This window comes from Bacillus sp. LM 4-2, assembly GCF_000978495.1.
GTDB lineage: Bacteria > Bacillota > Bacilli > Bacillales > Bacillaceae > Bacillus > Bacillus subtilis.
In genome coordinates this window covers 2022903-2048048 of the sequence record NZ_CP011101.1, presented here as the reverse complement: position 1 = coordinate 2048048, position 25146 = coordinate 2022903, and the positions used below count along the sequence as shown (strand labels likewise).

The following is a 25146-nucleotide window of genomic DNA, read 5'->3' as shown; positions in this document are numbered from 1 at the left end:
AAATGATTTATTCGAAGGTTGAGAATTTTATTAATGAAAATAAACAAAATGCTATATTTACAGAAGGCGCAAGTCATGAAAACATTGGTCGCATTGAAGAAAACCTCCAATGCGATCTTCCCAACAGTTATAAATGGTTTTTAGAAAAATACGGTGCTGGTGGTTTATTCGGTGTTTTAGTTTTAGGCTACAACTTTGATCATGCATCAGTTGTAAATAGAACTAACGAATATAAAGAACACTATGGCCTTATTGATGGACTTGTGGTTATTGAAGATGTTGATTACTTTGCTTACTGTCTAGATACGAATAAAATAAAAGACGGAGAATGTCCAGTAGTTGAATGGGATAGGGTAATTGGTTATCAAGATACTGTTGCAGAAAGCTTTATTGAATTTTTTTATAATAAGATTCAGGAAGCGAAAGATGATTGGGAAGAGGATGAAGACTGGGACGATTAAGCAAAAGTATTGCAATTGACAGTTTTTAAAGACCGGTACTTATTGAATCTGAACTCAATACATTAAGGTATCAAGGACTTTAATGGAAAATGATACTGAAAAGGAGTGAGATTCATGGGAGGATTTTATTTCTTTGGTGGTTTGATTTTAGCTTTTCTAATAGGTGTTGGTTTATTATCTCTTGGTGCTTATATGCTTTGGAAACTTATAAAGATGCGCTAGGTTTGATGGAAGCAGCATTTGATTTTGCATAATCTCACTTTTTGTAAGTTGGAAATATTCTTATGCCTGAGAAGCTGTACTGTAGGCTTAGTTGAAGATAGGGCTGCTGATACGATTAACACAATACCATAGTATTGTTGCTTGTCGAACCTATTTCCTCAATCTAAATAAAATAATGGTTTTATCCATAAAGCAAAAGTATTGCAAATAACATTACCATCTGGTTATAATTAGGGTAATAATACAATTATATAATTATTTGATGCATTTGTTTAATTAGAGTGCATAAAATAAAAAGGCCAGGGTGTTAGCGCACCCCAGCTCTGTACAAAAAGCTGCCCTTAAAAGGGCCTTGCTCGGTGTTATTCTAGGTAGACCTAACCCTTCAGGTTTCCAGGCTCAAGGGAGGTCTATTTTTTATTTATATACGTCAACAGGGCGATTATAAATGACCCGAATGCATGCATTAGCATTAATGCTTGAAATGTTGACATAAGCCTCACCCCCTTTCGTAGGGGATGAGCAAGACTCCCTTGAGTGAGTATACTTTACGTACAGGAATAATTATACAACAGAGTAATGACCCTGTCGTTTACAAAAGTGAAATAAATTTCCAGTTTAAAAATACTTTCTAAAATAATATCAATTTAATATAAATTATAACTATTTTTCAATATTTAAAACGGGTTTCCAATTTCGGAGCCCGTTTTTTAATTAAGAAAAAATATGATTAAATAATTCAAATTTCTTCGGACTAAATTATGGACAAATTTTCAGAAGTGAATTTGTCATTTTTATTGGTTCGTGTATTTTATCCTGTGAAAAAGGACGAAAAATAAAGATTACATACGTAAAATTGATTTAAGGTAGATAATTAAGCCGAAAAGGAGGGGATTTTGTGGGATTTTTATGGATTTTCCTCCCTTTACAACGAAAAAAGCAAGGAGTAAGATTAACACATCTTAATTCTTTAATAAATTTCCAGTATCGCTGAATCCAGTTTGGAGCGGAGGAACCATCAAAAATCAGTTTTTAGGGGTGAAACTTTATAAGTCGGGCGACTCTTACCGTCCGAACCCGTCAGCTAACTTCGTAAGCGTAGTAGGGGAGAGAAGGTGGAATTTTTAAGGCAGTTTAAAAAACTATATTATATTTTAAAAGCTAGCTCATACGTCTTTATCGCTTAATTCCCAACAGGGAAACGGGGGAACCAATCGTAACTTTATGTTACACGGGGTGAATCTCAATTTTTGAGTAGGGCGACTCTCACGCCCGAATCCGTCAGCTAACCTCGTAAGCGTATCGAGAGAGGCAACAATTTCGTGTGCACACGGGTTTATTAAGTAATCCCTTTTTGAAGCCTGCGGAAGAGTTCCCTCTTCTATAGGCTTCTTTTTTGTTGCCTTTTTTAAATCGCAAATTGTTAATTTAGTATTCAGATTATATTTTTGATCAATCAACCAGTTTTTTAACAGATAAAATTGAACAACAATTTAGGAGGAATTACATTGGATGATGTCTGTATGCTCGCAGTAATTGCTGTCATATTCGCCGTTTTTTGGGCATTTGTGAAATGGTGTGATTTTACAATCGGAGGCGGTGAAAAACAATGATTTTCGCTGCTGTAATAACAGTGAGTTTATTTGTTTATTTGATCTATGCACTTATTAACCCGGAAAAATTTTAACAGAGAAAATCTCTTGTATTTTACGTCCATAGGAGGAAACCATTTATGGGTATATTGCAGATTATAGTGGTCATAATGTTGATGCTATTCATGATAAAACCACTAGGAACCTATATTTATCACGTCTTTTCAAATGAGCCGAATAAAACAGATAAAATCTTTAATCCCATCGAGAAGATCATTTATAAGATATGCGGAATGAAAAACAGATTATCTATGACATGGAAACAATATGCTGGATCCCTACTGCTAACTAATATGGTTTTCATTGCAGTTGGATATGTCATTTTGCGTTTTCAGTACATTCTCCCATTGAATCCTAATGGAATTGAAAACATGAACTCGATGTTGTCGTTTAATACAATTATTAGTTTTATGACTAATACCAACCTGCAGCATTACAGTGGAGAAACGGGACTTTCCTATTTCTCGCAGATGGCTGTCATTATGATGATGATGTTCACTTCTGCAGCAACGGGAATAGCAGCAGCTATTGCTTTTATCAGGGGGATTACATCCAAAGGAAAAACGATTGGTAACTTTTTTGAAGATTTTGTGAAAGGACATACTCGCCTCCTTATACCAATGTCAATCATCCTGACAATAATTTTAGTTAGTTTAAAAGTACCTCAGACGCTTAGTCCGTCGATTGAAGTAACTACTCTTGAAGGCGTAAAACAAGTCATTTCTATTGGCCCAGTAGCCTCACTTGAATCTATTAAACATTTAGGAACGAACGGAGGAGGTTTTTTCGGCGCAAACTCTGCCCACCCTTTTGAAAATCCAAGTCCTCTTACTAATGTGATCGAGATTCTATCGATGTGGTGTATTCCTGCATCTTTAACTTATACTTATGGACGATTTGCTAAAAAGCAAAAACAAGGTTGGGTTATATTTGGTGCAATGTTTATCTTGTTCATAGCTTTTCTCTCTCTGATTTATGTCTCTGAAAGCCATGGAAATCCTGCATTAACTGCTTTGGGGCTTGATCCTTCACAAGGAAGCATGGAGGGTAAAGAAGTTCGGTTTGGCATTGCGCAGTCTGCATTATTTAGTTCTGTCACTACCGCTGCTACAACAGGCACGGTGAATAATATGCATGATACGCTAACACCACTCGGACAAATAACGCCTCTTTCCCTAATGATGCTAAACACGGTTTTTGGGGGTGACGGGGTAGGTCTTGTCAACATGCTGATGTATGCGATTATTGGTGTGTTTATATGCGGATTAATGGTGGGGCGAACCCCAGAATTTCTGGGCAGAAAAATAGAGCCTAAAGAGATGAAGTTAATTACTGTCGCGTTACTCGCTCATCCTTTAATCATATTGGCTCCAACAGCGCTTGCGTTTTTAGCGGATATAGGAAAAGGCTCAATCTCAAACCCAGGATTTCACGGTGTTTCACAAGTGTTATATGAGTTTGCTTCGTCTGCTGCTAATAACGGATCAGGATTTGAAGGTTTAGCTGATAATACGCCGTTTTGGAATATTTCAACGGGATTAGTCATGTTAGTAGGACGGTATATATCAATTATTGCTTTGCTTGCTGTTGCAGGATCCCTAGTTCAAAAGCAACCAGTGCCAGAAACGATTGGTACGTTCAAGACAGATAATCTATTATTTATCGGTATTTTAGTGGGGGTTGTTCTCATTGTTGGCGCCTTGACATTCTTTCCCGTCATTGCCTTGGGTCCAATCGCTGAATACTTATCGATTCGTTAACAGAGAGGTGTAAGCAAATGAATAAATCTAATGAAAATTCTGAAATGATAAAAGAAGCTATAACGCAAAGTTTTATTAAGTTAAATCCGCTATCTATGATGAAAAATCCTGTTATGTTTGTGGTTGAAGTGGGAACATTCCTTGTTCTCCTTATGCTGATAATGCCTTCTGCATTTCATTCAGAAGAAGGATACGTTTACAATCTTATCGTCTTTCTGATCCTCCTTTTTACGATTTTATTTGCAAACTTTGCTGAAGCACTTGCTGAAGGTAGAGGAAAAGCACAGGCTGATAGTTTAAAGAAAACGAAAAAAGATACGGTCGCGAGAAGAATAAATAAAAATGGAACCGTGACAGATATCTCGTCTGCTGATTTGAAAAAAGGGGATATTGTCCTCGTAGAAACAGGCGATTTCATACCGGGTGACGGGGAAATTATTGAAGGACTTGCGTCTATTGATGAATCTGCGATTACCGGAGAATCTGCACCAGTGATTAAGGAGGCGGGCGGTGACTTTAGTTCTGTCACTGGGGGAACCAAAGTGGTCAGTGACTCTATAAAGGTTCGTATTACTGCAGATCCAGGAGAGTCTTTTCTTGATAAGATGATTTCCCTTGTGGAAGGGGCGAAACGCCAAAAAACACCAAATGAAATAGCCTTAACGATATTACTTGTAACATTAACAATAATTTTTCTCTTAGTTGTTGTGACTCTTTTGCCGATCGCAAACTATGTTGGTGTTCATATAGAACTTTCTACATTGATAGCCTTACTGGTCTGTTTAATACCGACTACTATAGGGGCTTTATTATCTGCCATCGGAATTGCAGGTATGGATCGAGTCACTCAGTTTAATGTACTTGCAATGTCTGGTAAAGCTGTTGAAGTAGCAGGTGATATCAATACGATCATTCTAGATAAAACGGGAACAATCACATTTGGCAATCGTCTGGCGGCTGAGTTTATTCCAGTTTCAAGCACTACCCAAGAAGAACTTATGCAAGCAGCAGTGATTACGTCATTGTTTGATGAAACACCTGAAGGGCGTTCCGTTCTAGAGTTGGCTAAAAATAATGGTGCTTCTTGGGAGGCATCTGCCTATGAATCAGCTGAAATAATACCTTTTACAGCTGAAGAACGAATGAGCGGTTTAATTAAAGATGGACATCATTATAGAAAGGGTGCAGTTGATTCTATAAAGGCGTTTGTGCAAGAAATGGGTGGACCCCTTCCTCTAGATCTGCAATCAAAAAGTGAAGAAGTTGCTCGTCAAGGAGGGACTCCGCTTGCAGTTTCTTATAACAACAGAATCCTTGGTTTAATCTACTTGAAAGACACAGTTAAACCTGGTATGAGGGAACGCTTTGATGAATTGCGAAAAATGGGGATAAAAACGATTATGTGTACTGGAGATAATCCTTTAACGGCATCAACGATTGCAAAAGAAGCAGGTGTTGACGACTTTATTGCAGAGGCAAAACCAGAAGACAAAATTCGGGTAATTCGTGAAGAACAGGAAAAAGGAAAATTGGTAGCGATGACTGGTGATGGAACAAATGATGCACCGGCACTCGCACAAGCAGACGTTGGGCTTGCTATGAATTCCGGAACAATTGCTGCGAAAGAAGCTGCGAACATGGTTGATCTTGATTCAGACCCTACGAAAATAATTGAGGTCGTTGCGATTGGCAAACAGTTGTTGATGACAAGAGGTTCACTAACGACATTCAGTATAGCTAATGATATTGCAAAGTATTTTGCGATTATACCTGCAATGTTTACAGTTGCTATACCTGGAATGCAAGTACTAAATATTATGAGGTTGCACTCACCGACGACGGCGATTTTGTCTGCATTGATATTTAACGCAATTATTATCCCGTTATTAATCCCTCTAGCAATGAAGGGTGTAAAGTATGTACCGATGAGTGCAAGTAAATTGTTATCTAGAAATATTTTGATCTATGGTCTTGGAGGTATTGTTGTTCCGTTTATAGGAATTAAATTGATTGATATTTTGGTAAGCGTGTTTATGTCATGATAAAAAACACTGGAGGGTTAACTTTGTTAAAAATTATTAGATTAGCACTGCTTATGATCATAATTTGTGGAATCCTTTATCCATTGCTTATGACTGGATTAGCACAAGCAATTTTTCCTGATCAGGCAAACGGAAGCATTTTGAAAAATAAAGACGGTCAAATCGTGGGTTCAGAATTAATAGGTCAACAATTTACAAAATCAAATTATTTTCAAGGGCGTATTTCTTCTATTAAATATAATGCAGTTGGATCAGGATCTAATAATTATGGGCCAACCAATCAGGAAATGTTGGAACGAACCAAAAGTTTCATCAGAGTATTGGAAGAGGGAAACCCAGATTTAAAAACAAAAGAATTACCAATTGACCTAATTACTAATTCTGGCTCTGGATTGGATCCTGATATTTCAGTTAAAGCTGCGAAATTTCAAGTAAATCGAGTTAGTAACGCAACAGGGGTAAGTGAATCAACTTTAAACAAGTTAATTGATAATACAATAGATGGAAGGAGTCTCGGTATTTTTGGGGAACCTCGTGTTAATGTTTTAAAGCTAAATATGAAAGTTCAAGAGATTATAAGCAAGGGAAATTAACTTTGCGCCTTAGCCTGTTAGGCTGAGGGGCAATTCTATTGGGGTGATGAGTTGTTACCTGAATATAGAAAGAAAACGCCTGAAGAGATTCTAGAGGAAATTGAACGATTAAAGAGAGGTAGACTAAAAGTTTACATTGGTTCAGCGCCAGGGGTCGGAAAAACGTATAGAATGCTACAAGAAGCCCATGAACTTAAAGCAGAGGGATTAGATGTTGTCATTGGTCTCATTGAAACACATAACAGAAAAGAAACAGAAGACTTAATTGGTGATCTTGAAATTGTTCCGAAGAAGAACATTGATTATAAAGGCAGATTACTAGAAGAAATGGATACGGAAGCAATTATTAAACGTGCACCTGATTTAGTTTTGATTGATGAGTTGGCACATACTAATGTGCCTTTTTCACAAAGGAATAAAAGATATATGGATGTAGAAGAAATATTGAAGTCTGGAATTAATGTATTATCTGCAGTTAATATTCAGCACTTAGAAAGCTTGCATGATATTGTACAGCAAATTACTGGTGTTCAGGTTAGAGAACGAATACCTGATAGCTTTCTTCATATGGCTCATGAAATTATTCTTGTAGATGTAACACCAGAAATCCTCAGAAAGCGGTTAAGTGAGGGGAAAATTTATCACCCAAGTAAAATTGAGCAAGCACTCAACAACTTTTTTACGGCAAGCAATCTTGGTGCATTGCGTGAATTATCATTACGAGAAGTAGCTAATGATGTAGATGAACGAGTTGAAAAAGCAAATGAGAAAAATGGAAAAAATAAACCTTCAGGCATAAATGAAAAAATTATGGTTTGCGTGCAGCATGGCAGCAATGCAGAAAGATTAATTCGACGAGGCTGGAGAATTGCCAATCGTTTAAAAACAGAATTAATCATACTCCATGTAACAAACGAAGTTTCAATGAAACGGTCAACCGAGAATAGAAAAAAGATTCAAGACTGGAAAAGGCTTGCGATACAGTTTAATGCTAGATTTATTATAGAACAAATCAAAAAACGTCATATTGCAAAAGCTATTACTGATGTAGCTAAAGAACACGATGTAACTCAAATTATTTTAGGCCAATCCGCTCGAAGCCGCTGGGAAGAAATACGAAAAGGCTCTATTGTAAATATGATTATGCGCTACACTACTGGAGTTGATATTCATATAGTTTCTGACCAGCAACCGAGGAGAAAGTGAAAATGTCACTATTAAAATAAGTATTTTAATAAGATTAAGAATCCCTTAGCTAGGTTAACAGTTATTGCAGGTAAAGGTGGTAAAAATCTGTTGTATGGCGGCATAGCTAAAATGTTTTAGTCTTATTACGTTATTTGTAAAAGTAGGCTTGGATAAATATTTTGAGATTCCCATGTACGCACTGCAAGATAACTCTATACAGATTAAGGCATTGAGCTCAGGCACTGCTTTTGTTTACAGTCAAAAAATTGATTTTGAAAGAGAGTGAACCAGGTGATTAGTACTTCTGATTATGATGTAACTAAAGATCCAAAATTCTTAGCTTTTTGTAGCTTAGCAACAGAAGGGTATGGTCAGAACAATACTCAGCAATCTTCCATAGGTTTTAACGAGTTTTGCGAAAAACTTGAGAAAAATGAGATCGTTAAACCCGAGAATAAAAAAAGCACGCTTGATTTGAATAAGTCTTTAGAAGACTGGAAATTGAGATTTACTGCAGGCGGAAACCTTTCTACAATGGATTCGCAGGTATTAGATGTTATCAAAAAAGCTTATAACTTAGGCATGGTTAATAAAGATAATATGCTGTTACGAAATGAAGCAATTAATGCTTATAGAAATTCTATTTAAATAATGAAAACAATGCCCAGCTTAATAAAAGTGCTGGGCGTTTTACTTATTAGGGTTATTTGCTTTCAAATACTCTCGATGTTCTTTCTCCAATTTATCAATATCATCTTTGAATATATAAATCTTATATTTTTCCTTTGCTTCTCTTGACAGATTATGTTCTAAATATTCACGGAGCTTTGCTTCACTTTTGGTATGATCCATGCCAATTGTAATTGACGGATCTGTTTTTCCAATTTGAAAACTAAATAAACCAAATTCATCCCAAGCACTTTCTAAAACTTCTACCGGGGCTTTTTTGTTTGCTTCGATTAAAATTATACCAGACATAATCAAAGCAGGAACTAACACCAAAAATCCGATTAACCTCTTCTTCATTCACTATCACACTCTCCCTCGTCGAAAAGAAATTCTCCTTTATTTAATACTACGTATATCATTATTGACCTTCATCTTTTATTACCTACATTTACATCGAACTTTTGTTCTGATTTATCTCGAATAAAGAACTTTTGTTCTGTTAATATTAGATCGATAAAGGAGTGAGTCGAAATGTTTAGGGATCGAGGAACAATCAATGGATATCAATGATGCTTCAGAACATCTAATACAGCTTAAACAAGATTTGATTGATAGATCAAAAATTGAGATGATCAACAAATTGAAGAGATGGGCGTTTTCGTTTCTGAAGCACTTGAATTTTGAAATTCAAACTTTCAACTATGGATTTGTTTGAAAATACCGCTGGCAGAGTTCATTACATTAATTTTGAACAACATAAGCTTTACGTTAAAGATCAACATAACAACACAGTATATATCAACATGAATAACATCATAGGAGTTACATACAATGATTGATTACTCACAATTTCCACGTAAGAATATACTTTGTGTTTTATAAATCGGCTGTTGCAATGGGGCTTAATCCTTTAACATAGTATCTTGCTGTTGAAGAAAATACGGAGAGACAGGGAAGTGTAGTGTTAGCTGCGTCTCCTGCATTTAAAAAAGAAAAACAGGCTCGAGACTTTTTGAGATGCCTGAAGATCAAGAGTGCACATTTACAGTTCCCGAAAAACCATTGTCCACTGCAATATCATAAGCCGATTTATTTTTCTTTGGCCAGATTAAAGTAAGCTAATTCGTTTCCTTGCAGGCCTTCAATAACAAATACATTATCATGGTCAAGGTTGAGATCTAAAAGCATGTTTTTGCGTTCACTGAGTGGCTTATTAGCGATTGAATACCCATCAAATTACATCAAAGACACAGTAAACTACCTTATGGACTGATTTTTTGGACATGAAACGTTGCATTACAGCTTCAAAGTCAAGAGCACCACCTGGCCCAGCAACAATGACTTCACAATCTCTAATATATATATCTTTTATACGAAAAGATTCAATGGGAATTCATTGCAGATATTACTCCATCTGAATTAGAAATAAGAATTGTGATCCTACGAAAAAAGGATCAGGATATGGTGGAAGAAGACCACTTATAATGTGTTTCTAGGTATTTGTAATTAAATTACAAATACTTTTAATATTTGCTCATGAATTCGTGGTATTATACTAAAGGGGACGATCAAAAGCTTTGGCGTTAGTAATTAAGAATGTTTTAAATGTATACGAGTGCTACCTCAAAGTCGGAAAAAATATTATAGGAGGTAACATATGTTTAAGTTTAAAAAGAATTTCTTAGTTGGATTATCGGCAGCTTTAATGAGTATTAGCTTGTTTTCGGCAACCGCCTCTGCAGCTAGCACAGACTACTGGCAAAATTGGACTGATGGGGGCGGTATAGTAAACGCTGTCAATGGGTCTGGCGGGAATTACAGTGTTAATTGGTCTAATACCGGAAATTTTGTTGTTGGTAAAGGTTGGACTACAGGTTCGCCATTTAGGACGATAAACTATAATGCCGGAGTTTGGGCGCCGAATGGCAATGGATATTTAACTTTATATGGTTGGACGAGATCACCTCTCATAGAATATTATGTAGTGGATTCATGGGGTACTTATAGACCTACTGGAACGTATAAAGGTACTGTAAAAAGTGATGGGGGTACATATGACATATATACAACTACACGTTATAACGCACCTTCCATTGATGGCGATCGCACTACTTTTACGCAGTACTGGAGTGTTCGCCAGACGAAGAGACCAACTGGAAGCAACGCTACAATCACTTTCAGCAATCATGTGAACGCATGGAAGAGCCATGGAATGAATCTGGGCAGTAATTGGGCTTACCAAGTCATGGCGACAGAAGGATATCAAAGTAGTGGAAGTTCTAACGTAACAGTGTGGTAGCAGATCATCTTTAATCAGGGGTAGCTAACGGGCTGATGATCGTTCCTTGAGAAGTTTTATAATCAATGATTATTAAAATCGTTAGTAATGGTTAAAGGTTGTTTTCTACTAGGTGAACGGCCTTGGAATTACTGGAGGTAGGGTATTCTCCATCTGGTTTTATAACTTTTTCTATAGGTTAATAGAATGGTATTTAAATGAGAATGCTATCAATTTTTTGTAGTCAGCGCTTGCTCACAACAGACACCTTTACATAACCCTTCTTTATCAAACATAAGCCTTACTCAAAATAAAAATATCTCAGTAGTTAACCAGAATCCTCATAACTTTATACTAGTTAACGGTGGGACTGTTAAGAACAAAAAGTCTAATTTATAAATGGGGACTCTACGGAACAAGACAGGTTAGTTCGAAAAGAACCTAACTTTAGGATTTCCTTAGAGGATTGTATCAGCTCGAACCAAGTTTTTTAATGCGACTAGCTATGGAAATTAAGAAAAGAACCTGGTGAAATTGCCCAGGTTCTTTTTATATTGCACAAAAACAGACACGGTGATATAATCACACTACGTGCGCTTTCTAGTTAAAAAAGTTATAGATATCCACCTTATAATTTCATTATATCCTGCTAGGAAGCTCTTGTCAATATTTTTTTTTTGAAGGGGAGATGTAGAATGAGTTCTTTGGTTCTCGGTTTACATGAAATTGAAAAAACACAGTTTTCGCTCGTTGGAGGAAAAGGGTTACATTTAGAGGAATTATCAAAAATTCAAGGTATACAAGTACCAGAAGGATTTTGTGTCACAACAGTAGGATATCAAAAAGCCATCGAACAAAACGAAACGTTACAAGTGTTGTTGGATCAGTTGGCGATGCTAAAAGTTGAGGACCGAGATCAGATTGGTAACATCAGCCGGAAGATTCGGCAAATCATTATGGAAGTAGACATTCCTTCCGATGTTGTGAAAGCAGTGGCTCACTATCTCTCCCAGTTTGGCGAGGAACATGCCTATGCCGTGCGTTCTAGTGCAACTGCTGAAGATTTACCACATGCTTCTTTTGCCGGTCAACAAGACACCTATTTAAATATTACCGGCGTCGATGCAATCTTGCAGCATATCAGTAAATGCTGGGCGTCCCTATTTACGGATCGCGCGGTTATTTACCGTATGCAAAATGGATTTGACCACAGCCAAGTCTATTTATCCGTTATCGTTCAAAGGATGGTTTTCCCTCAGGCTTCGGGGATTTTATTTACCGCTGATCCGATTACCTCCAACCGAAAGGTGTTATCCATCGATGCCGGTTTTGGACTTGGTGAAGCACTGGTTTCCGGATTGGTGTCTGCCGATTGTTATAAAGTACAGGATGGGCAAATCATCGATAAGAGAATAGCAACTAAAAAATTGGCTATCTACGGACGAAAAGAAGGCGGAACAGAAACACAGCAGATCGATTCTGATCAGCAAAAGGCTCAAACACTGACTGATGAACAAATTTTACAGCTGGCACGCATTGGAAGACAGATCGAAGCTCATTTCGGCCAGCCGCAAGATATCGAATGGTGTTTGGCCCGCGATACTTTTTATATTGTACAGAGTCGTCCAATCACTACTTTATTCCCCATCCCTGAAGCGAGTGACCAAGAAAATCACGTCTATATTTCTGTTGGTCATCAACAAATGATGACGGATCCCATAAAACCACTAGGATTGTCTTTTTTTCTGTTGACGACTGCTGCACCCATGCGTAAAGCCGGTGGAAGGCTATTTGTTGATGTCACACATCATCTGGCATCCCCTGACAGCAGAGAAGTTTTCTTAAAAGGCATGGGGCAGCACGATCAGCTCTTAAAAGACGCACTTATGAACATAATAAAGCGACGAGATTTCATAAAGTCGATACCAAATGATAAAACAGCACCAAATCCCAGCAGAGGCAATGCAGATATGCCGGCTCAAGTTGAAAACGATCCGACAATCGTGTCTGATTTGATTGAGAGCAGTCAAACATCGATAGAAGAGTTAAAACAAAACATCCAAACGAAATCAGGATCAGATTTATTTCGTTTTATTCTGGAAGATATCCAGGAATTAAAGAAGATTTTATTTAACCCAGAAAGTTCTGTTGTGATTCGAACTGCTATGAATGCTTCATTATGGATTAACGAAAAAATGAACGAGTGGTTAGGTGAAAAAAACGCAGCAGATACGCTTTCTCAATCTGTACCCCATAATATTACTTCAGAAATGGGTCTTGCGCTATTAGACGTCGCAGATGTGATTCGTCCTTATCCAGAGGTAATTGATTACTTACAACATGTAAAAGATGATAATTTTTTGGATGAACTGGCTAAGTTTGATGGCGGAAGCAAAACCCGAGACGCGATCTATGATTATCTCAGCAAATACGGAATGCGATGTACCGGAGAAATTGATATTACAAGAACTCGATGGAGCGAAAAACCAACTACACTTATCCCAATGATTCTTAATAATATCAATAACAGTGAGCCTAATGCCAGCCATCGGAAATTTGAGCAAGGGCGACAGGAAGCTTTGAAGAAAGAACAAGAGTTATTAGATCGATTGAAGCAATTACCGGATGGTGAACAAAAAGCCAAAGAAACTAAACGAATGATAGATATCATCCGGAATTTCAGCGGGTTTAGGGAATATCCAAAATACGGCATGGTTAATCGATACTTCGTTTATAAGCAGGCTTTACTGGAAGAAGCCGAACGACTCGTAGAAGCGGGCGTTATTCAAGAAAAAGAAGATATATACTATCTCACTTTTGAAGAACTTCACGAAGTCGTACGCACACATAAACTGGATTATAAAATCATCAGTACACGAAAAGACGAGTACAAATTATATGAAAAACTATCTCCACCACGTGTTATCACGTCTGATGGTGAAATTGTTACAGGTGAGTATAAACGAGAAAATCTCCCAGCCGGAGCGATTGTAGGTCTACCTGTTTCCTCCGGAGTGATAGAGGGGCGAGCGCGTGTCATTTTAAACATGGAAGATGCTGATTTAGAAGATGGAGATACCTCCTTTACCGATCCAAGCTGGACACCATTGTTTGTATCCATAAAAGGCCTAGTCACCGAAGTTGGTGGACTGATGACCCATGGAGCTGTTATAGCCCGTGAATATGGCTTACCTGCAGTTGTTGGCGTTGAAAATGCTGCCAAGCTGATAAAAGATGGGCAACGAATTCGCGTTCATGGTACAGAAGGCTACATTGAAATCTTATAATGTCTGATGTGTGTAGAGAGCCATCAGATATTCCGCCATCAGCCCTAACTAGAAGTTGGGAGGCTGCATTTGTACCGAATGATTAAGTTCCCGTTAAACTAACGAAGATCGATAGCACATTAAGAAAAGCTGGAACCTCTTGGAGGAGGTCTGGCTTTTCTATATAAAATTGGCGTAGTGTGCAAAAGCCGCATTTTGCGGGCGGCGCTTCTTTAAAGTGAATTTTTTATTACCAGCATTTAAAACCAAACTTTAGATTTTGTTCGTGTCAAAGAGAACTGGAGAATTTGATAGGGGACCACATAGAAAGAAATACCTAAAACAAGAGAAAAAGGAGCTAAAAAGCTCCTTTATAAATTTAAACAACTTTTGTATAAATAGCCGTGTAAAACCCGATTGAGTAATCAAAATAATGACGTGTAAGCTTATAAGTATAACCGTTGTATTCTATTGTTGGCTGGAAGTCCATTGGCAGAGGACTAATGCGGTATATAGTGTCATAATCATATTCAGCACTTTTTACTGCAACCTCAGACGAAGTGCCAACAGCCAATGCGGGAACCGTGGATATGAGCATGCCAAAGGATAAAGCAGAACTCATTAAGATTTTCCTAATCTTCAATTACATCAACTCCATTTACAATTTATACATATATTATGTTGTAATTGGAAGTTATTTTGAAAGTGAATAATGGATCATAAAAAGTAAAAATCTCGATTTTAGCGGAATAAGAGTAAGGGTATGGTTCGAAGACAACCACATACAAACATTTGAGAAAGAACAAAAAGAAGTAGATCCGTTTGGTGAATGTCCCTGTTGTTTATTTTAAAGATCAAAAAGAGTTTAAAATGGCCGGTATTACATTAATGACACGCCAAAATGTTGCTATTTACGAAGACAAAGATCGGAAGAAAAAAATGGTTCAGATAGTTTTATCATTATAGATAGAGGTGGCCCAAAAGCAGCCTAGAAATAAGCTTAAACAAAAAATCCTCCCACAAAGGGAGGATTACTATTACATATTAACTAAAGTGTAAATCAATGAAACAATGAATAAAAAATACGAAATATAAGATATTGCTTTTGAAGAACTTGTTTTATGTTTTTGGAATGTATAGATAAGTGCAAAACCCAAGAAGAAAACTGTTACAAACCAAGAAGTGTATTGTGGAAAGATGGCGACCGCCAATACCATGATTGTTGAAAAAATAAATGAAGAGTAATGAGTTACTTTATGATCATCATTCAATGAAATCACCTCTACGAATTTTTACCCGATTTAGTCTGTGTATTACCAGCTTGTAAAAGATTCAATATGAGAAAATGAAGAAGTTTCTGGATAGGTTTACACTACAGTTTATTGATATGTAGTTATGGAGTGAGATTGTTAAACATGACGGGAGTGAGAAAGGTTGCCGAAAATCGGAGTAAGCTTGATAGTGCTCATTATTTTCCTTGCAGGCTGCAATAAAAATGAATAAAACGGAGACGAAACAAAGATGCAGAGCCTAGTAGGCTATGTCGTGCTTAAAGACAATAATAGGGCAATTCTCATTACCACTACAGAAACTCCAGTAAAAGAAGATTACGATCTTTCTGAAGGACAACTTATGAACAAGTTTAAAAATAACATAGTAATTGTAGGATTAAGTGAGATTGATAACACAGATGATCTCAAAAGAGGTGAAAAAATAAAAGTGTGGTTCCATACACTAAAAGAGTCAAATCCACCAAGTGCAACGATACAAAAATATGAATTATTATAAAAAAAATTGTTGAATTCTCATATAGATAACCTCTGAGACAACAAATGTTGTTCTATTGCATTGAAACTGCCAGTGACCAATATCAAGTTCAGTTATGTTAATTCAAGTGGTTTGATATGTTAGTGTCTTCGAACGAGACGAAATATTGGGAAGAGAGTCCGAATATCAATGAGTATTACAAATTGGTCACAGAATAAGAGACTTGAAGGAGAAGAAAATGGATTTTAGGGTGCTTAATCTTAATTCTTGTCAGATTCAAACTTTACTTGTTCCATAAAATGAAAACTTGCCGTTAATTATAATAACGTTTAATTTTGTGGTGTTTAAATATATGATTCTAGAGGTCTTATGAAAGAACCGTTCATCAAAAAATGAACGGTAGAAGTTAAAAAAGTAATGTCTTTTCCTTTGTGGCAAAAGGCTAAACATATTATTTGAGATCGTTAAGGACGACTTTTGCAGCCTCAGCGATAAGAGCATTATCATAATTAGCATCTTTCGTAAAGCGGTTTGACAGAATTGCCACAACAATAGGAGCTCTGTTTGGCGGCCAAACGATAGCAATGTCGTTTCGTGTCCCGTAACTTCCGGCTCCAGATTTATCGCCGACTTCCCATCCTATTGGAGCGCCTGCCCGAATCAGTTCGTCACCAGTAGCATTGCCTCGCATCCAATCGGTTAAGATCGTGCGTTTGTCAGTCGTGAGAGTGTTATCTAAAGTGAAGGCTTTAAGATCGGTTGCCAGTGCTTTTGCGGTGCTGGTGTCACGAATATCACCAGGAATCGCAGAGTTTAGATCCGTCTCGAATCGTTTAGCTTTCGTTACATGATCCCCAATCTGTTTCAGTGACTTTTCAAAACTTTTAGGGCCGCCAAGCTGTTGCAACAAGATGTTCCCAGCGGTATTATCGCTGTAACGGATAGCCGCTTCCGAGATTTCTTTTAGGCTCATGCCTGTATCTAGGTGTTTCTCTGTGATTGGAGAATATGTAACAAGATCGTTCTTGCTGTAGTGGATGACTTCATTAAGTTTTTCAATTGAGTTTTTCTTCAGGACAGCAGCTGCGGCTAGAACTTTATAGGTTGATGCGTAAGCAAATCGTTCATTCGGCCGATAGGCGATTGTCTTGTTTGAACCTGTATCAATTGCATAAACACCAAGCCTGGCATCAAATTTTTTCTCAAGTTGAACTAATTTTTTATTCGTTATACAGCTTGCCATGTTTGTGTCTTCTATGGATTTTGCTTCGGCATGCGTTGAGCTGTAAAAAGGTGTGAAACCAGTAATGCTTAAACATAAAAGCCCAACACATATTCCGAATTTTATTGACGCTTTATTTTTCAACTTCATCAAGCCTCCTCATTCAAATGATTTTGTATTACCTTTGAAATGTTTCCCATGACAGTTAGTGTAACAAACCCCTTTGCGCTAGTAAACATAGAATCAATTGATCTTATATTTTTAATAAGTTGGGAGAACAAGGGCAATTGCCCACCTACATGGTATTATATAAGAATAGGCAAATCAGAATACATATGCTGACAATGGCTGTCAGCAAAGTCATCTATTAGAAAGCTTTATCAATTGTGATTGGAGTGTTGTTGGATGCAAACGAGAAAAGTTTATCTCTACGTATTTCACACAATGTCAGACTGGGAATATGGATATTTAATTGCGGAACTAAACTCAGGGAGATACTTTAAACAAGATGCAGCATCTTTAAAAGTAGTTACAGTAGGGGTTAATAAAGAAATGATAACTACGTTGGGAGGATTAAGCATAAAACCAGATATTTCTCTTGACGAATGTACTCTTGGGAGTCAAGATCTTATCATTTTACCCGGAGGAAACACTTGGGGAGAAGATATTCATCAGCCGATCTTGAAAAAAGTTGGCGACGCTTTAAAGCTCGGCACGACTATTGCTGCAATTTGTGGGGCAACCTTGGGCCTCGCGAATGAAGGATACTTAAATTCGAGAAAGCACACAAGCAATGACCTAGACTATATGAAAATGGTCTGCCCTAATTACAAAGGAGAAACACTATATGAAAAGGAACCTGCAGTATCTGATAAAAATTTGGTTACTGCATCAGGAATTGCTCCTCTGGAATTTGCAGTAGAAGTATTGAAAAAATTAGATGTATTTGCACCAGATACATTGCGTTCATGGTATAAGCTGAATAAGACTTATAAGCCTGAGTACTTCTTTGAGCTAATGAATACAATAAATCGATAGAAAACACTTTAGCAGTTTTTTGTAGTGCTCCTGAACTTATGGGAGCATTTTTTATATGTGTCTAGGAGCTATATAAAGAAATGCAGAAACTTTTAAAAAGAATATAGATTGGTAAGCCTTAAAACTGTTCTTATTAAGGCTCATTTCATGATGCTAAAGATTCATTTGGAGAAGACTGTCTTGATCAGAAAAGACCCTTCCAATATATTGAAGTAAAAAGATATCGGGAGGAACTCTTTTGAAAAAGATGTTGATGTTAGCTTTTACATTTCTTTTGGCTTTGACTATCCATGTAGGGGAAGCTTCGGCTGTTATCGTGAAAGATGAGGAGAAAGTGAGTTTTACAATGACAGAAAATGAAAAATGGTTTATGAAGTCTGATGACCTAAATTCAAACCATTGGACATCTCACTTTGGGTACAGATTCACCATTTTCGATACTGAAGGATGTACAATTAACGCAAGAATCATGCGAATGACTTTGTCAGGATATGAAATAACCGTTAGTGAAAAAAACTTCTCAGGGGATCATTTTGATTTGAGTGCAACTGATCGAGTTGAGACGATGCCTTATAAGACTCATTATTTGATTTTGACAAAAGATCCAGATTGCGGAGATGTTAAAGTAAAAGGTCTATACGGTTTTCAGTTTGATCAGCCAGAATGGTAATAAAAAAGTATCTGGATTCTCACCAGCCTAAACGCCAGCCAAGCTAATGTCTACATGCAGACATTAGCTTTTTTCATTGTTTAATAGGCTGTCGTCAGGATTCTAGAAGACTTTCTCGTAATAGTCGTCTCCTGTCACATGAAGCCCAAATGACAGGGGAAATGTATATCATTCACACTTTCCGTCGTGAAAATGTAAATGTATTCATAAAAATCCCGCAGCATATCAGCAGTGCGCCGAGGATAATATTGATGGTGATCTGTTCGTGCAATTGCAGCCATCCAAAGAATAGGGCTAATACGGGAACAAACATTAATGCCATGGATGCTTTTGACGCTTGGATTTGATTGAGCACCCAAAACCATACGACAAAGGTAAAGCCGGTGGAAAGCAAGCCATTAAACAGCAATGACCACACCGCCTGATATGTCCACTCGGCTGAAGGGACCGGCTCAAATATAAAGGAAAACACCAATAACATGACGGCTCCCATCATAAGGTGCCAGGCATTCATGTGAATAATATCGATATGCTTGAATTGTAGCTTGCTGAACACATTCGCGATTCCCCAGCTAAGCGCTGCCGCAAGTACGCACAGCTCCCCAAATAAAGCGCTTTGATCGATATTGAGCATTTCCTTTCCAAATATAAATAACAGTCCGAAGAGGCCGCAGACCAGTCCCATCGTTTTATACACATTCATTTTCTCGTTTAATGAAAAATGGCTGATCACCGTAACAAATATAGGCATTGTATATACCAAAACAGAGGTTTTCCCTGAATCGACAAACTGCATTCCATACGTCAAAATCCCCATATAGCCCAGCCCCATCAAGAGGCTCATGATGATATAGCTTTTGAGATGTTCTTTTTTAATTGAAAGCTTTTTTCTTTGGATGAAGAGAATGAGAAATAAAGGAACCGCTCCGATGAACAGGCGCAAACCCGAAAATAAAAGCGGGGGGATGTCATGAATTCCTACTTTCATCGCAACCCAAGTATAACCCCAAATAAGTGTGACAGATATGATTCCCAGCATAACTTTTACCATAATGAAGCCGCCTTTCTTGTTTAAATATCGTGCTGGTTTCTATCATATGTTACATTTATGTATAACTGAAATACATTTTTATTATTGGGGGTATAACCAAATGGTTATGAACATGAACCATCTTCACATATTTGTAAAAGTCGGGGAGAAATTGAATATTACAGAAGCGGCAAAAGAATTGTTCATCTCTCAGCCGGCGGTAAGTAAAGCGATAAAAAACCTGGAGAGCTCACTGCAGCTCAAATTATTGATCAGGGATAAACATCATGGTTTAATGCTGACGGACATCGGAAAAGAAATTTTGCTGCTGGCGAGGCAAATGAAGGGAATTGAAAGCAAAATATATCAAGTAGCCAACCGGGAAAACAAGCTGTTAAACGGGAAGGTGAAAATTGGTTCATTTCCTGCAGTTTCAACAAATATCATGCCACAGGCGATTGCGGCATTCAGATCAAACTACCCGCTGATCCGCATAGAATTGATCGAGGGAACCTCTGACCAAATAAAAGGATGGGTTGAAGATCGGACGGTTGATATCGGGATCGCAGCATCTCCATTTGAACCGTTTGAAAATCAGCTATTGTGTAACGACTATATGGTGGCCGTCATCCCGCCGCAGCGTGACGAATTAAAACTTGAAAAGCATGTCGACCTTGAAACATATCAAGATGACCTCATTTTTTGTAAAGGCGGTCATGAAATCGCGATGTCAAACGCATTTTCGCAATACAACATCGAATTAAAGGAAAACTTAACTGTGCAAAATGCCGAAACCTTGATTAATATGGTCAAAAATAACTTGGGTATCGGCATCATTTCAAACTTTACACTTTCATCCGTCCCGCATCAATTGATTAAAAAGGACATCTTTCCTAGGGTCACACGCGATATTGGCGTCATCGCACATTCATTTGAAGAGATAACGCCGGCGGCGCATGAGTTTGTCAAGGTGTTGAAAGCAGTTGTAATCTGAATCAGTTATCGTGGTGCGATGAAATTTGAAGAAGATGAATACTCAGCGGCAGAGTAGAAAAAAGCAACCATTTGAACGTTGCTTTTCACTCTATTTGGGACTTGAATGCTAAGAAAAAGATTCACCAATCTCTGCCTTTGTGGGATTCTGCTCTTTAACTTGTTTTAATGATGCTACTATAAGAAAGCTAACAATCACTAGCAAGAGCCATGAACTTACCTTTCCAAGGTGTACGAGACTCCATGTATCGATTTGGTTTGGATATTTCCAAGCTCCAAAAAACGTAGCGATATTTTCCGCTATCCATATAAAAAATCCGATGAGTACAAAAGAAAGTGCGAGCGGCATACGGTAACGAGCTCCATTCACCTCGTATGTAACCCATGTTTGCCAAAAGACAATGATGACAAGCCCAGATAACCACCATCGAAAGTCTATAGAAAAATGGTGGGTGAAAAAATTCAAATAAATCGCTGCGGCAAGCGGAACAACTGCAAAAAAAGGCGGCCACTTAATCAGTTCAACCTTAAGCCTTCTCCATGCCTGGCACAAATAACTGGCTACACTTGCGTACATAAAACCGCTATACAAAGGTACTCCAAATATTTTGGAGTATCCTTCTTCTGGATAAGACCAGGAGCCCATATGGACTTTAAAAAGTTCCAGAGCAATCCCAATAAGGTGGAATAATGTGATCACTTTTAATTCATCCCGTGTTTCAAGACCGGAACGCACCATCCACAATTGCATGAGAACGCAGATAATGAGCAGCCAGTCATATCGCGGCAAGAAGGGCAGTGGGATGATTTGCGTAATAGCCAAAGAGGCAAAAATAACGGCAGGAAACAAACATGAAAGGGCTTGTTCCCAGCCAAAATGAACGATTTGTTTTATTGCTCTCATGATGTATGCCTCCTCCATAGTTGTGTTCTTCGTGTATGGAAGGGACGCTTAGTATAGCAGCTAGATGGATATAAGTTTATGTCCATAAGCTCACCGCCAATCACTTTATTTTTCTGTTGATCTTACATATTTTTTTACGAATCCTGTGTGTCTTCATCACTTCGGTATTCCAATATATCCCCGGGCTGACATTCTAAAGCCTTGCAAATCGCTTCTAAAGTTGATAATCGAATAGCCTTTGCTTTTCCGTTTTTCAATATCGAAAGATTAGCCATGGTGATGCCAACTCTCTCTGAAAGCTCTGTTACGCTCATTTTCCTCTTAGCAAGCATCACATCAATGTTGATAATAATCGCCATGTCATCACCTCAGACCGTTAAGTCATTTTCTGATTTTATATCTATCGCTTCTTTTAACAGTTTTTGAAGAACAGCAGCAAAGACCGCAATCACCATTGAAGCAAAAATAATAACCAATCCGATCACAATGATACCCGGTGCGTCGTCTATCTCGGCGATCAGATAAAAGACAGGCATGCCTGCTGCGTAAAAGATACTGATAGTGACTGCGCAATATTTTATATTCTTCAAAGCTCTTACAGACAAACCCGAGAAAGCTTTGTTTTTGTCAATATAGCTTAAAAGTTTGAACGCTTGATAAAGAGCAAAGTAAAAAGGTATCGCCGTTACATACAAATAGATGAAAACGAGATATTTTATATAAGCGATATTTGGAAATAATTCTGCTGAATAGTTGGCTATCTTAGGCACTAAAAAAATGCATAAAGCAAGAATTGGAATTCCAATAAGAACCAAAGCTATCTTTAAAAAAATTGTCGACATTCGATTCATAACAAGCACCTCATTTATTTGTTGTCTAATTGAATGTAACAAAAAATTTATCGTTTCTCAATAAAAAAATATTGAAATGAATTGATTTTTTGTTGTTATAGGAGACCCTTTTCATTTTTGACAAGACAAAAAAGCATCCCTCATCACTGGGAGATGCTGAACTACTTCAAACTTGCCGACTGAATGAACCGTGTGCCTCAGTGAGCTCAGGGATCGGTGTGAACAAAGCTAAGCTCTTTTATGAAGGTTTTTATCAACGTCTAAAGATTCAAACAAACGATGGGAAGAAATACATCAAAGGATAAGCGGCTGTTCATACTAATGATCGGGAGGTAAACCGACTTATGATACAAATTTTGATCACTGGTCTTTTTTTATTGGCTCAGCCGAGTGAGCCGCAGGACAGTTTAACGATCACACAGCAAGGACGGACGATTGCCACTGTTAACCGTGAAGACTTTACAATGCCTCTTCCCGGCACTCCAATGGTTGACTATGAAAAATACAGTAAATTCATCAAACAGCTTGATCAGAAAGTGTACCGTGAGCCGATAAATGCTGTCCTTAACGATCATGGAAGCATCGTCCCGGGCAGGGTTGGCTACAAACTGTATCAACAGGCGTTTATGGAAAAGTTTTATGCGTATTTTTATGGGCAAGGTCCCTCCAAGATAGAAGTGCCGGAAATGAACATTTATCCGAAAGTTGACAGCGAGCTGCTAGCTCACATCAGTACGCAGCAGCTTGGTCAGTACGTGACATATTTTAACTCAAGCAATAAAAGCCGTTCACACAATATTTCTCTTTCTGCAAAAGCAATCGACAATCACGTTGTTTTCCCTAATGAGACGTTTTCGTTTAACCAAGTTGTGGGAATGAGAACTCGGAACAAAGGATATAAAAGTGCACCCATTATTGTAAAAGGGGAGTTGTCTGAAGGTGTAGGAGGAGGAATTTGTCAGGTGTCCTCAACTCTATTTAATGCAGTCGATCGTGCAGGACTGCAGATCGTTCAGCGCTATTCTCATACTAGAAGTGTACCATATGTACCGCCCGGACGGGATGCGACGGTAAGCTGGGGAGGTCCTGACTTTCGCTTTCAAAACCAATATAACCAACCAATCTTAATTCGGGCAAAAAGGTATGGGGGAAGTATGATTATTACGCTATACTCTTCTGATGTGATAAACAGCAAATTGAGAAAAATCCCCAAAGCTCCATCTCGGATACCGAAAGAAATAAATGCAGAGCAGTAAAGACAAAACCTCAGGTAAGGTTTTGGTTAAGAGAGCTTGTAGATTGCTCAAAATCAATTCTTTAAGGAACGGCCAGTGAAAAGGAAGGAGGGATAAATGAAGTGAAAAGGGTATTATTTTCTGTAATTGTTTTTACAGCAGTTGGATTTACGTTTTGCCAATCAAAAGCGCATGCCCTGACTTTTACGGTGTTGCCTATTACACAAAAAACAGACCAGTGGTCAGTAAAAGTAAGTGAAGCAAAAAATGCAAAGGAATTTGCGAGACCTCAAAAAGGAGAATATCAAGTATATTCCTTGGAAGTCAAAAATATAGGGGAAAAAGCAGCTACAGTGGATGTGCAATTGTATAGAAATGACCCTAATTCAATCACAAGGTTTTCGCTTTTTGGATGTCCCGATGAAAATTGTGTCAAACCAAAAGAAGATTCTAAAATGTTAGCTGAAAGTTTAAATGATGGCTCACCGCTGAAGTTCAATCATTTTATGCTGGCAGATAAGGCCTCTGAATTAGAGGTTGTTATAATTTGGACACAGAAGGTGCAAGAAGGACGCAATTTAAAACAGACCTTTAAATTCACTGAAGATGGCGTTAATTAGACAGTAAAGATGGAATGGCTTTGGTGATTCGATCTCTTACTTTGCCTGAGGAAAAAACGAAAATAATTGTTGGAAAACCAATCATAGCTGAGCCAAATGTCAAAGTGACTGTGATTTATGACTATAGAGAAGAACCAGAGGCCTTTTGGATACTTTATCCGATGGGAGTGAAATGTTTGTCGATGATCACAAAGTCTTTATTGAATACGAATAGAGACTTTGTGACTGACTGCGCATTTCAGCATAATATTTTACTGATAATGACAGTGACACCTAAACAAGTGCAGCCCGTTCATCATTAAAAAACTCTAATTTCGAAATTTTCAGAGTTCAATTTCAGTCAATTCAGTTATCATCGAAAGAAGAGGCACAAAAGTCACCAGCTATTTGGACAACTTTTAGCGTTTTTTTTGATGGGAGATTTGTGACTCACGAGATCATGAGTATAAATAAATTTGAAAAGTTACTTAATACACTAGCTTGATTTTTAATAATAAAAAGCCATTTTAAGGTTCTTGACTCAATGAAACAAAAAATGCATTTAAGAGCTGTTATACGTTTTAATCTTGTCTTTAGAGAGCACTTTAATTTAAGTCAAAAGTTTAGACAGTCATCTGTTAGATCATTAGCCCTTTTTTATTTTCTTTTCGGTAACATTTTGATCATATTTTCCTACTAAAAAGTT

General features: G+C 37.6%; 24 protein-coding genes, 9 pseudogenes and 2 riboswitches. Of the genes and pseudogenes, 23 read left to right on the top strand and 10 right to left on the bottom strand.

Annotated elements, in window-relative coordinates:
* The first annotated feature begins 2 nt into the window (after positions 1-2).
* Positions 3-461 (top strand): type VII secretion system immunity protein YobK, encoded by a 459-nt coding sequence (gene yobK / locus bslm_RS09915; protein ID WP_046381107.1) that lies wholly within the window; start codon positions 3-5, stop codon positions 459-461.
* A gap of 632 nt (positions 462-1093) precedes the next feature.
* Here yobK and bslm_RS21320 read toward each other — a convergent pair.
* Positions 1094-1177: a putative holin-like toxin gene (locus tag bslm_RS21320; protein ID WP_128484082.1), complete on the bottom strand. Its 84-nt coding sequence runs from the start codon at positions 1175-1177 to the stop codon at positions 1094-1096.
* A 484-nt stretch (positions 1178-1661) separates the two neighbouring features.
* Positions 1662-1797: riboswitch (cyclic di-AMP (ydaO/yuaA leader) on the top strand.
* Between the two features lie 56 nt (positions 1798-1853).
* Positions 1854-1999, top strand: a riboswitch (cyclic di-AMP (ydaO/yuaA leader).
* 293 nt (positions 2000-2292) lie between these two features.
* Here bslm_RS21320 and kdpF point away from each other — a divergent pair.
* From kdpF to bslm_RS09890, 7 genes and pseudogenes are all read left to right on the top strand, one after another.
* Entirely contained in the window at positions 2293-2370 is a 78-nt protein-coding gene (gene kdpF / locus bslm_RS21860; RefSeq protein WP_080481051.1) for a K(+)-transporting ATPase subunit F, read from the top strand.
* A gap of 45 nt (positions 2371-2415) precedes the next feature.
* The gene (gene kdpA, locus bslm_RS09910) at positions 2416-4095 is read left to right on the top strand and encodes a potassium-transporting ATPase subunit KdpA (RefSeq protein ID WP_046381106.1); all 1680 of its coding nucleotides are present in this window, start codon (positions 2416-2418) and stop codon (positions 4093-4095) included.
* 17 nt (positions 4096-4112) lie between these two features.
* Complete coding sequence (kdpB, locus tag bslm_RS09905; protein ID WP_046381105.1) at positions 4113-6137, top strand: potassium-transporting ATPase subunit KdpB; 2025 nt, start codon at positions 4113-4115, stop codon at positions 6135-6137.
* A 23-nt stretch (positions 6138-6160) separates the two neighbouring features.
* Positions 6161-6730, top strand: a complete 570-nt coding sequence (gene kdpC, locus bslm_RS09900) for a potassium-transporting ATPase subunit KdpC (protein ID WP_225510031.1) — start codon at positions 6161-6163, stop codon at positions 6728-6730.
* A 51-nt stretch (positions 6731-6781) separates the two neighbouring features.
* Positions 6782-7936 carry a KdpD-like non-kinase potassium sensor gene (gene kdpDN, locus bslm_RS09895; protein ID WP_046381103.1) on the top strand — a complete coding sequence of 385 codons (1155 nt, stop codon included), beginning with the start codon at positions 6782-6784 and terminating at the stop codon, positions 7934-7936.
* A gap of 51 nt (positions 7937-7987) precedes the next feature.
* Positions 7988-8204, top strand: a pseudogene (locus tag bslm_RS21315) (DUF4879 domain-containing protein); the annotation flags it as partial.
* 5 nt (positions 8205-8209) lie between these two features.
* A complete protein-coding gene (locus tag bslm_RS09890) occupies positions 8210-8566 on the top strand; it encodes a hypothetical protein (RefSeq protein ID WP_046381102.1) in 357 nt (118 codons plus the stop codon).
* Positions 8567-8608: 42 nt separating this feature from the next.
* Here the strand turns inward: bslm_RS09890 and bslm_RS09885 are convergent, their stop codons facing one another.
* Positions 8609-8944, bottom strand: coding sequence for a YolC/YozM family protein (locus tag bslm_RS09885; RefSeq protein WP_046381101.1), 336 nt, complete (start codon positions 8942-8944; stop codon positions 8609-8611).
* Between the two features lie 174 nt (positions 8945-9118).
* Between bslm_RS09885 and bslm_RS20700 the strand changes: the two are divergent.
* Both bslm_RS20700 and bslm_RS20695 read left to right on the top strand, forming a co-directional pair.
* Positions 9119-9426, top strand: a pseudogene (locus tag bslm_RS20700) (YolD-like family protein).
* A pseudogene (locus bslm_RS20695) lies at positions 9419-9667 on the top strand (UV damage repair protein UvrX); the annotation flags it as partial. The pseudogenes bslm_RS20700 and bslm_RS20695, both read left to right, overlap by 8 nt.
* Positions 9668-9679: 12 nt before the next feature.
* On the opposite strand, the pseudogene bslm_RS21660 reads toward bslm_RS20695, so the two are convergent.
* Positions 9680-9938: pseudogene (locus bslm_RS21660) on the bottom strand (ATP-dependent DNA ligase); the annotation flags it as partial.
* 306 nt (positions 9939-10244) lie between these two features.
* Here bslm_RS21660 and xynA point away from each other — a divergent pair.
* A complete protein-coding gene (gene xynA / locus bslm_RS09880; protein WP_015251938.1) occupies positions 10245-10886 on the top strand; it encodes an endo-1,4-beta-xylanase XynA in 642 nt (213 codons plus the stop codon).
* 674 nt (positions 10887-11560) lie between these two features.
* Positions 11561-14152 (top strand): phosphoenolpyruvate synthase, encoded by a 2592-nt coding sequence (gene ppsA / locus bslm_RS09875; RefSeq protein WP_046381100.1) that lies wholly within the window; start codon positions 11561-11563, stop codon positions 14150-14152.
* 358 nt (positions 14153-14510) lie between these two features.
* Here the strand turns inward: ppsA and bslm_RS09870 are convergent, their stop codons facing one another.
* Positions 14511-14774: a hypothetical protein gene (locus bslm_RS09870; protein ID WP_046381099.1), complete on the bottom strand. Its 264-nt coding sequence runs from the start codon at positions 14772-14774 to the stop codon at positions 14511-14513.
* Positions 14775-15168: 394 nt separating this feature from the next.
* On the bottom strand, positions 15169-15402 hold the full coding sequence (locus bslm_RS21655) for a hypothetical protein (RefSeq protein WP_046381098.1): 234 nt from the start codon (positions 15400-15402) through the stop codon (positions 15169-15171).
* Positions 15403-15652: 250 nt separating this feature from the next.
* Between bslm_RS21655 and bslm_RS09860 the strand changes: the two genes are divergently transcribed.
* A complete protein-coding gene (locus bslm_RS09860) occupies positions 15653-15919 on the top strand; it encodes a DUF3221 domain-containing protein (protein ID WP_046381097.1) in 267 nt (88 codons plus the stop codon).
* 107 nt (positions 15920-16026) lie between these two features.
* Positions 16027-16116 (top strand): annotated as a pseudogene (locus bslm_RS20690) (SMI1/KNR4 family protein); the annotation flags it as partial.
* Between the two features lie 233 nt (positions 16117-16349).
* On the opposite strand, the gene bla reads toward bslm_RS20690, so the two are convergent.
* Complete coding sequence (gene bla / locus bslm_RS09855; RefSeq protein ID WP_046381096.1) at positions 16350-17270, bottom strand: class A beta-lactamase; 921 nt, start codon at positions 17268-17270, stop codon at positions 16350-16352.
* Positions 17271-17525: 255 nt separating this feature from the next.
* On the opposite strand from bla, the gene bslm_RS09850 reads away from it, so the two are divergent.
* Both bslm_RS09850 and bslm_RS09845 read left to right on the top strand, forming a co-directional pair.
* On the top strand, positions 17526-18158 hold the full coding sequence (locus tag bslm_RS09850; protein ID WP_046381095.1) for a type 1 glutamine amidotransferase family protein: 633 nt from the start codon (positions 17526-17528) through the stop codon (positions 18156-18158).
* Between the two features lie 238 nt (positions 18159-18396).
* Positions 18397-18828: a hypothetical protein gene (locus bslm_RS09845; protein ID WP_029318068.1), complete on the top strand. Its 432-nt coding sequence runs from the start codon at positions 18397-18399 to the stop codon at positions 18826-18828.
* 172 nt (positions 18829-19000) lie between these two features.
* On the opposite strand, the gene bslm_RS09840 is transcribed toward bslm_RS09845, so the two are convergent.
* Positions 19001-19879 carry a DMT family transporter gene (locus tag bslm_RS09840; protein WP_046381094.1) on the bottom strand — a complete coding sequence of 293 codons (879 nt, stop codon included), beginning with the start codon at positions 19877-19879 and terminating at the stop codon, positions 19001-19003.
* Between the two features lie 100 nt (positions 19880-19979).
* Here bslm_RS09840 and bslm_RS09835 point away from each other — a divergent pair, with 100 nt between their 5' ends.
* Positions 19980-20852 (top strand): LysR family transcriptional regulator, encoded by an 873-nt coding sequence (locus bslm_RS09835; RefSeq protein WP_004399248.1) that lies wholly within the window; start codon positions 19980-19982, stop codon positions 20850-20852.
* A gap of 108 nt (positions 20853-20960) precedes the next feature.
* On the opposite strand, the gene bslm_RS09830 is transcribed toward bslm_RS09835, so the two are convergent.
* From bslm_RS09830 to bslm_RS09820, 3 genes and pseudogenes are all read right to left on the bottom strand, one after another.
* A complete protein-coding gene (locus tag bslm_RS09830) occupies positions 20961-21755 on the bottom strand; it encodes a DUF817 domain-containing protein (RefSeq protein WP_046381093.1) in 795 nt (264 codons plus the stop codon).
* Positions 21756-21860: 105 nt separating this feature from the next.
* A pseudogene (locus bslm_RS09825) lies at positions 21861-22114 on the bottom strand (helix-turn-helix domain-containing protein).
* 9 nt (positions 22115-22123) lie between these two features.
* Positions 22124-22606, bottom strand: coding sequence for a DUF2975 domain-containing protein (locus bslm_RS09820; protein ID WP_033883966.1), 483 nt, complete (start codon positions 22604-22606; stop codon positions 22124-22126).
* A gap of 344 nt (positions 22607-22950) precedes the next feature.
* On the opposite strand from bslm_RS09820, the gene bslm_RS09815 reads away from it, so the two are divergent.
* The 6 genes and pseudogenes from bslm_RS09815 (at position 22951) to bslm_RS21310 (ending at position 25140) form a co-directional block, all read left to right on the top strand.
* Positions 22951-23862: a VanW family protein gene (locus bslm_RS09815; protein ID WP_046160466.1), complete on the top strand. Its 912-nt coding sequence runs from the start codon at positions 22951-22953 to the stop codon at positions 23860-23862.
* Between the two features lie 101 nt (positions 23863-23963).
* Positions 23964-24461 carry a hypothetical protein gene (locus bslm_RS09810; RefSeq protein ID WP_046381092.1) on the top strand — a complete coding sequence of 166 codons (498 nt, stop codon included), beginning with the start codon at positions 23964-23966 and terminating at the stop codon, positions 24459-24461.
* Between the two features lie 23 nt (positions 24462-24484).
* Positions 24485-24675: pseudogene (locus bslm_RS21805) on the top strand (hypothetical protein).
* Positions 24623-24795, top strand: a pseudogene (locus tag bslm_RS20685) (hypothetical protein); the annotation flags it as partial. The pseudogenes bslm_RS21805 and bslm_RS20685, both read left to right, overlap by 53 nt.
* Positions 24790-24945, top strand: a pseudogene (locus bslm_RS21535) (YoaP domain-containing protein); the annotation flags it as partial. The pseudogenes bslm_RS20685 and bslm_RS21535, both read left to right, overlap by 6 nt.
* Positions 24946-24984: 39 nt before the next feature.
* Positions 24985-25140 (top strand): hypothetical protein, encoded by a 156-nt coding sequence (locus tag bslm_RS21310; protein WP_128484048.1) that lies wholly within the window; start codon positions 24985-24987, stop codon positions 25138-25140.
* Positions 25141-25146 lie beyond the last annotated feature (6 nt).

What these genes read in the sequence shown, in the direction of transcription:
- yobK (WP_046381107.1), top strand. Translation starts at nt 3, where the DNA reads ATGATTTATTCGAAGGTTGAGAATTTTATTAATGAAAATAAACAAAAT.
- bslm_RS21320 (WP_128484082.1), bottom strand. Translation starts at nt 1,177, where the DNA reads ATGTCAACATTTCAAGCATTAATGCTAATGCATGCATTCGGGTCATTT.
- kdpF (WP_080481051.1), top strand. Translation starts at nt 2,293, where the DNA reads ATGATTTTCGCTGCTGTAATAACAGTGAGTTTATTTGTTTATTTGATC.
- kdpA (WP_046381106.1), top strand. Translation starts at nt 2,416, where the DNA reads ATGGGTATATTGCAGATTATAGTGGTCATAATGTTGATGCTATTCATG.
- kdpB (WP_046381105.1), top strand. Translation starts at nt 4,113, where the DNA reads ATGAATAAATCTAATGAAAATTCTGAAATGATAAAAGAAGCTATAACG.
- bslm_RS09885 (WP_046381101.1), bottom strand. Translation starts at nt 8,944, where the DNA reads ATGAAGAAGAGGTTAATCGGATTTTTGGTGTTAGTTCCTGCTTTGATT.
- xynA (WP_015251938.1), top strand. Translation starts at nt 10,245, where the DNA reads ATGTTTAAGTTTAAAAAGAATTTCTTAGTTGGATTATCGGCAGCTTTA.
- ppsA (WP_046381100.1), top strand. Translation starts at nt 11,561, where the DNA reads ATGAGTTCTTTGGTTCTCGGTTTACATGAAATTGAAAAAACACAGTTT.
- bslm_RS09860 (WP_046381097.1), top strand. Translation starts at nt 15,653, where the DNA reads ATGCAGAGCCTAGTAGGCTATGTCGTGCTTAAAGACAATAATAGGGCA.
- bla (WP_046381096.1), bottom strand. Translation starts at nt 17,270, where the DNA reads ATGAAGTTGAAAAATAAAGCGTCAATAAAATTCGGAATATGTGTTGGG.
- bslm_RS09850 (WP_046381095.1), top strand. Translation starts at nt 17,526, where the DNA reads ATGCAAACGAGAAAAGTTTATCTCTACGTATTTCACACAATGTCAGAC.
- bslm_RS09840 (WP_046381094.1), bottom strand. Translation starts at nt 19,879, where the DNA reads ATGGTAAAAGTTATGCTGGGAATCATATCTGTCACACTTATTTGGGGT.
- bslm_RS09835 (WP_004399248.1), top strand. Translation starts at nt 19,980, where the DNA reads ATGGTTATGAACATGAACCATCTTCACATATTTGTAAAAGTCGGGGAG.
- bslm_RS09830 (WP_046381093.1), bottom strand. Translation starts at nt 21,755, where the DNA reads ATGAGAGCAATAAAACAAATCGTTCATTTTGGCTGGGAACAAGCCCTT.
- bslm_RS09820 (WP_033883966.1), bottom strand. Translation starts at nt 22,606, where the DNA reads ATGAATCGAATGTCGACAATTTTTTTAAAGATAGCTTTGGTTCTTATT.
- bslm_RS09815 (WP_046160466.1), top strand. Translation starts at nt 22,951, where the DNA reads ATGATACAAATTTTGATCACTGGTCTTTTTTTATTGGCTCAGCCGAGT.
- bslm_RS21310 (WP_128484048.1), top strand. Translation starts at nt 24,985, where the DNA reads ATGAAACAAAAAATGCATTTAAGAGCTGTTATACGTTTTAATCTTGTC.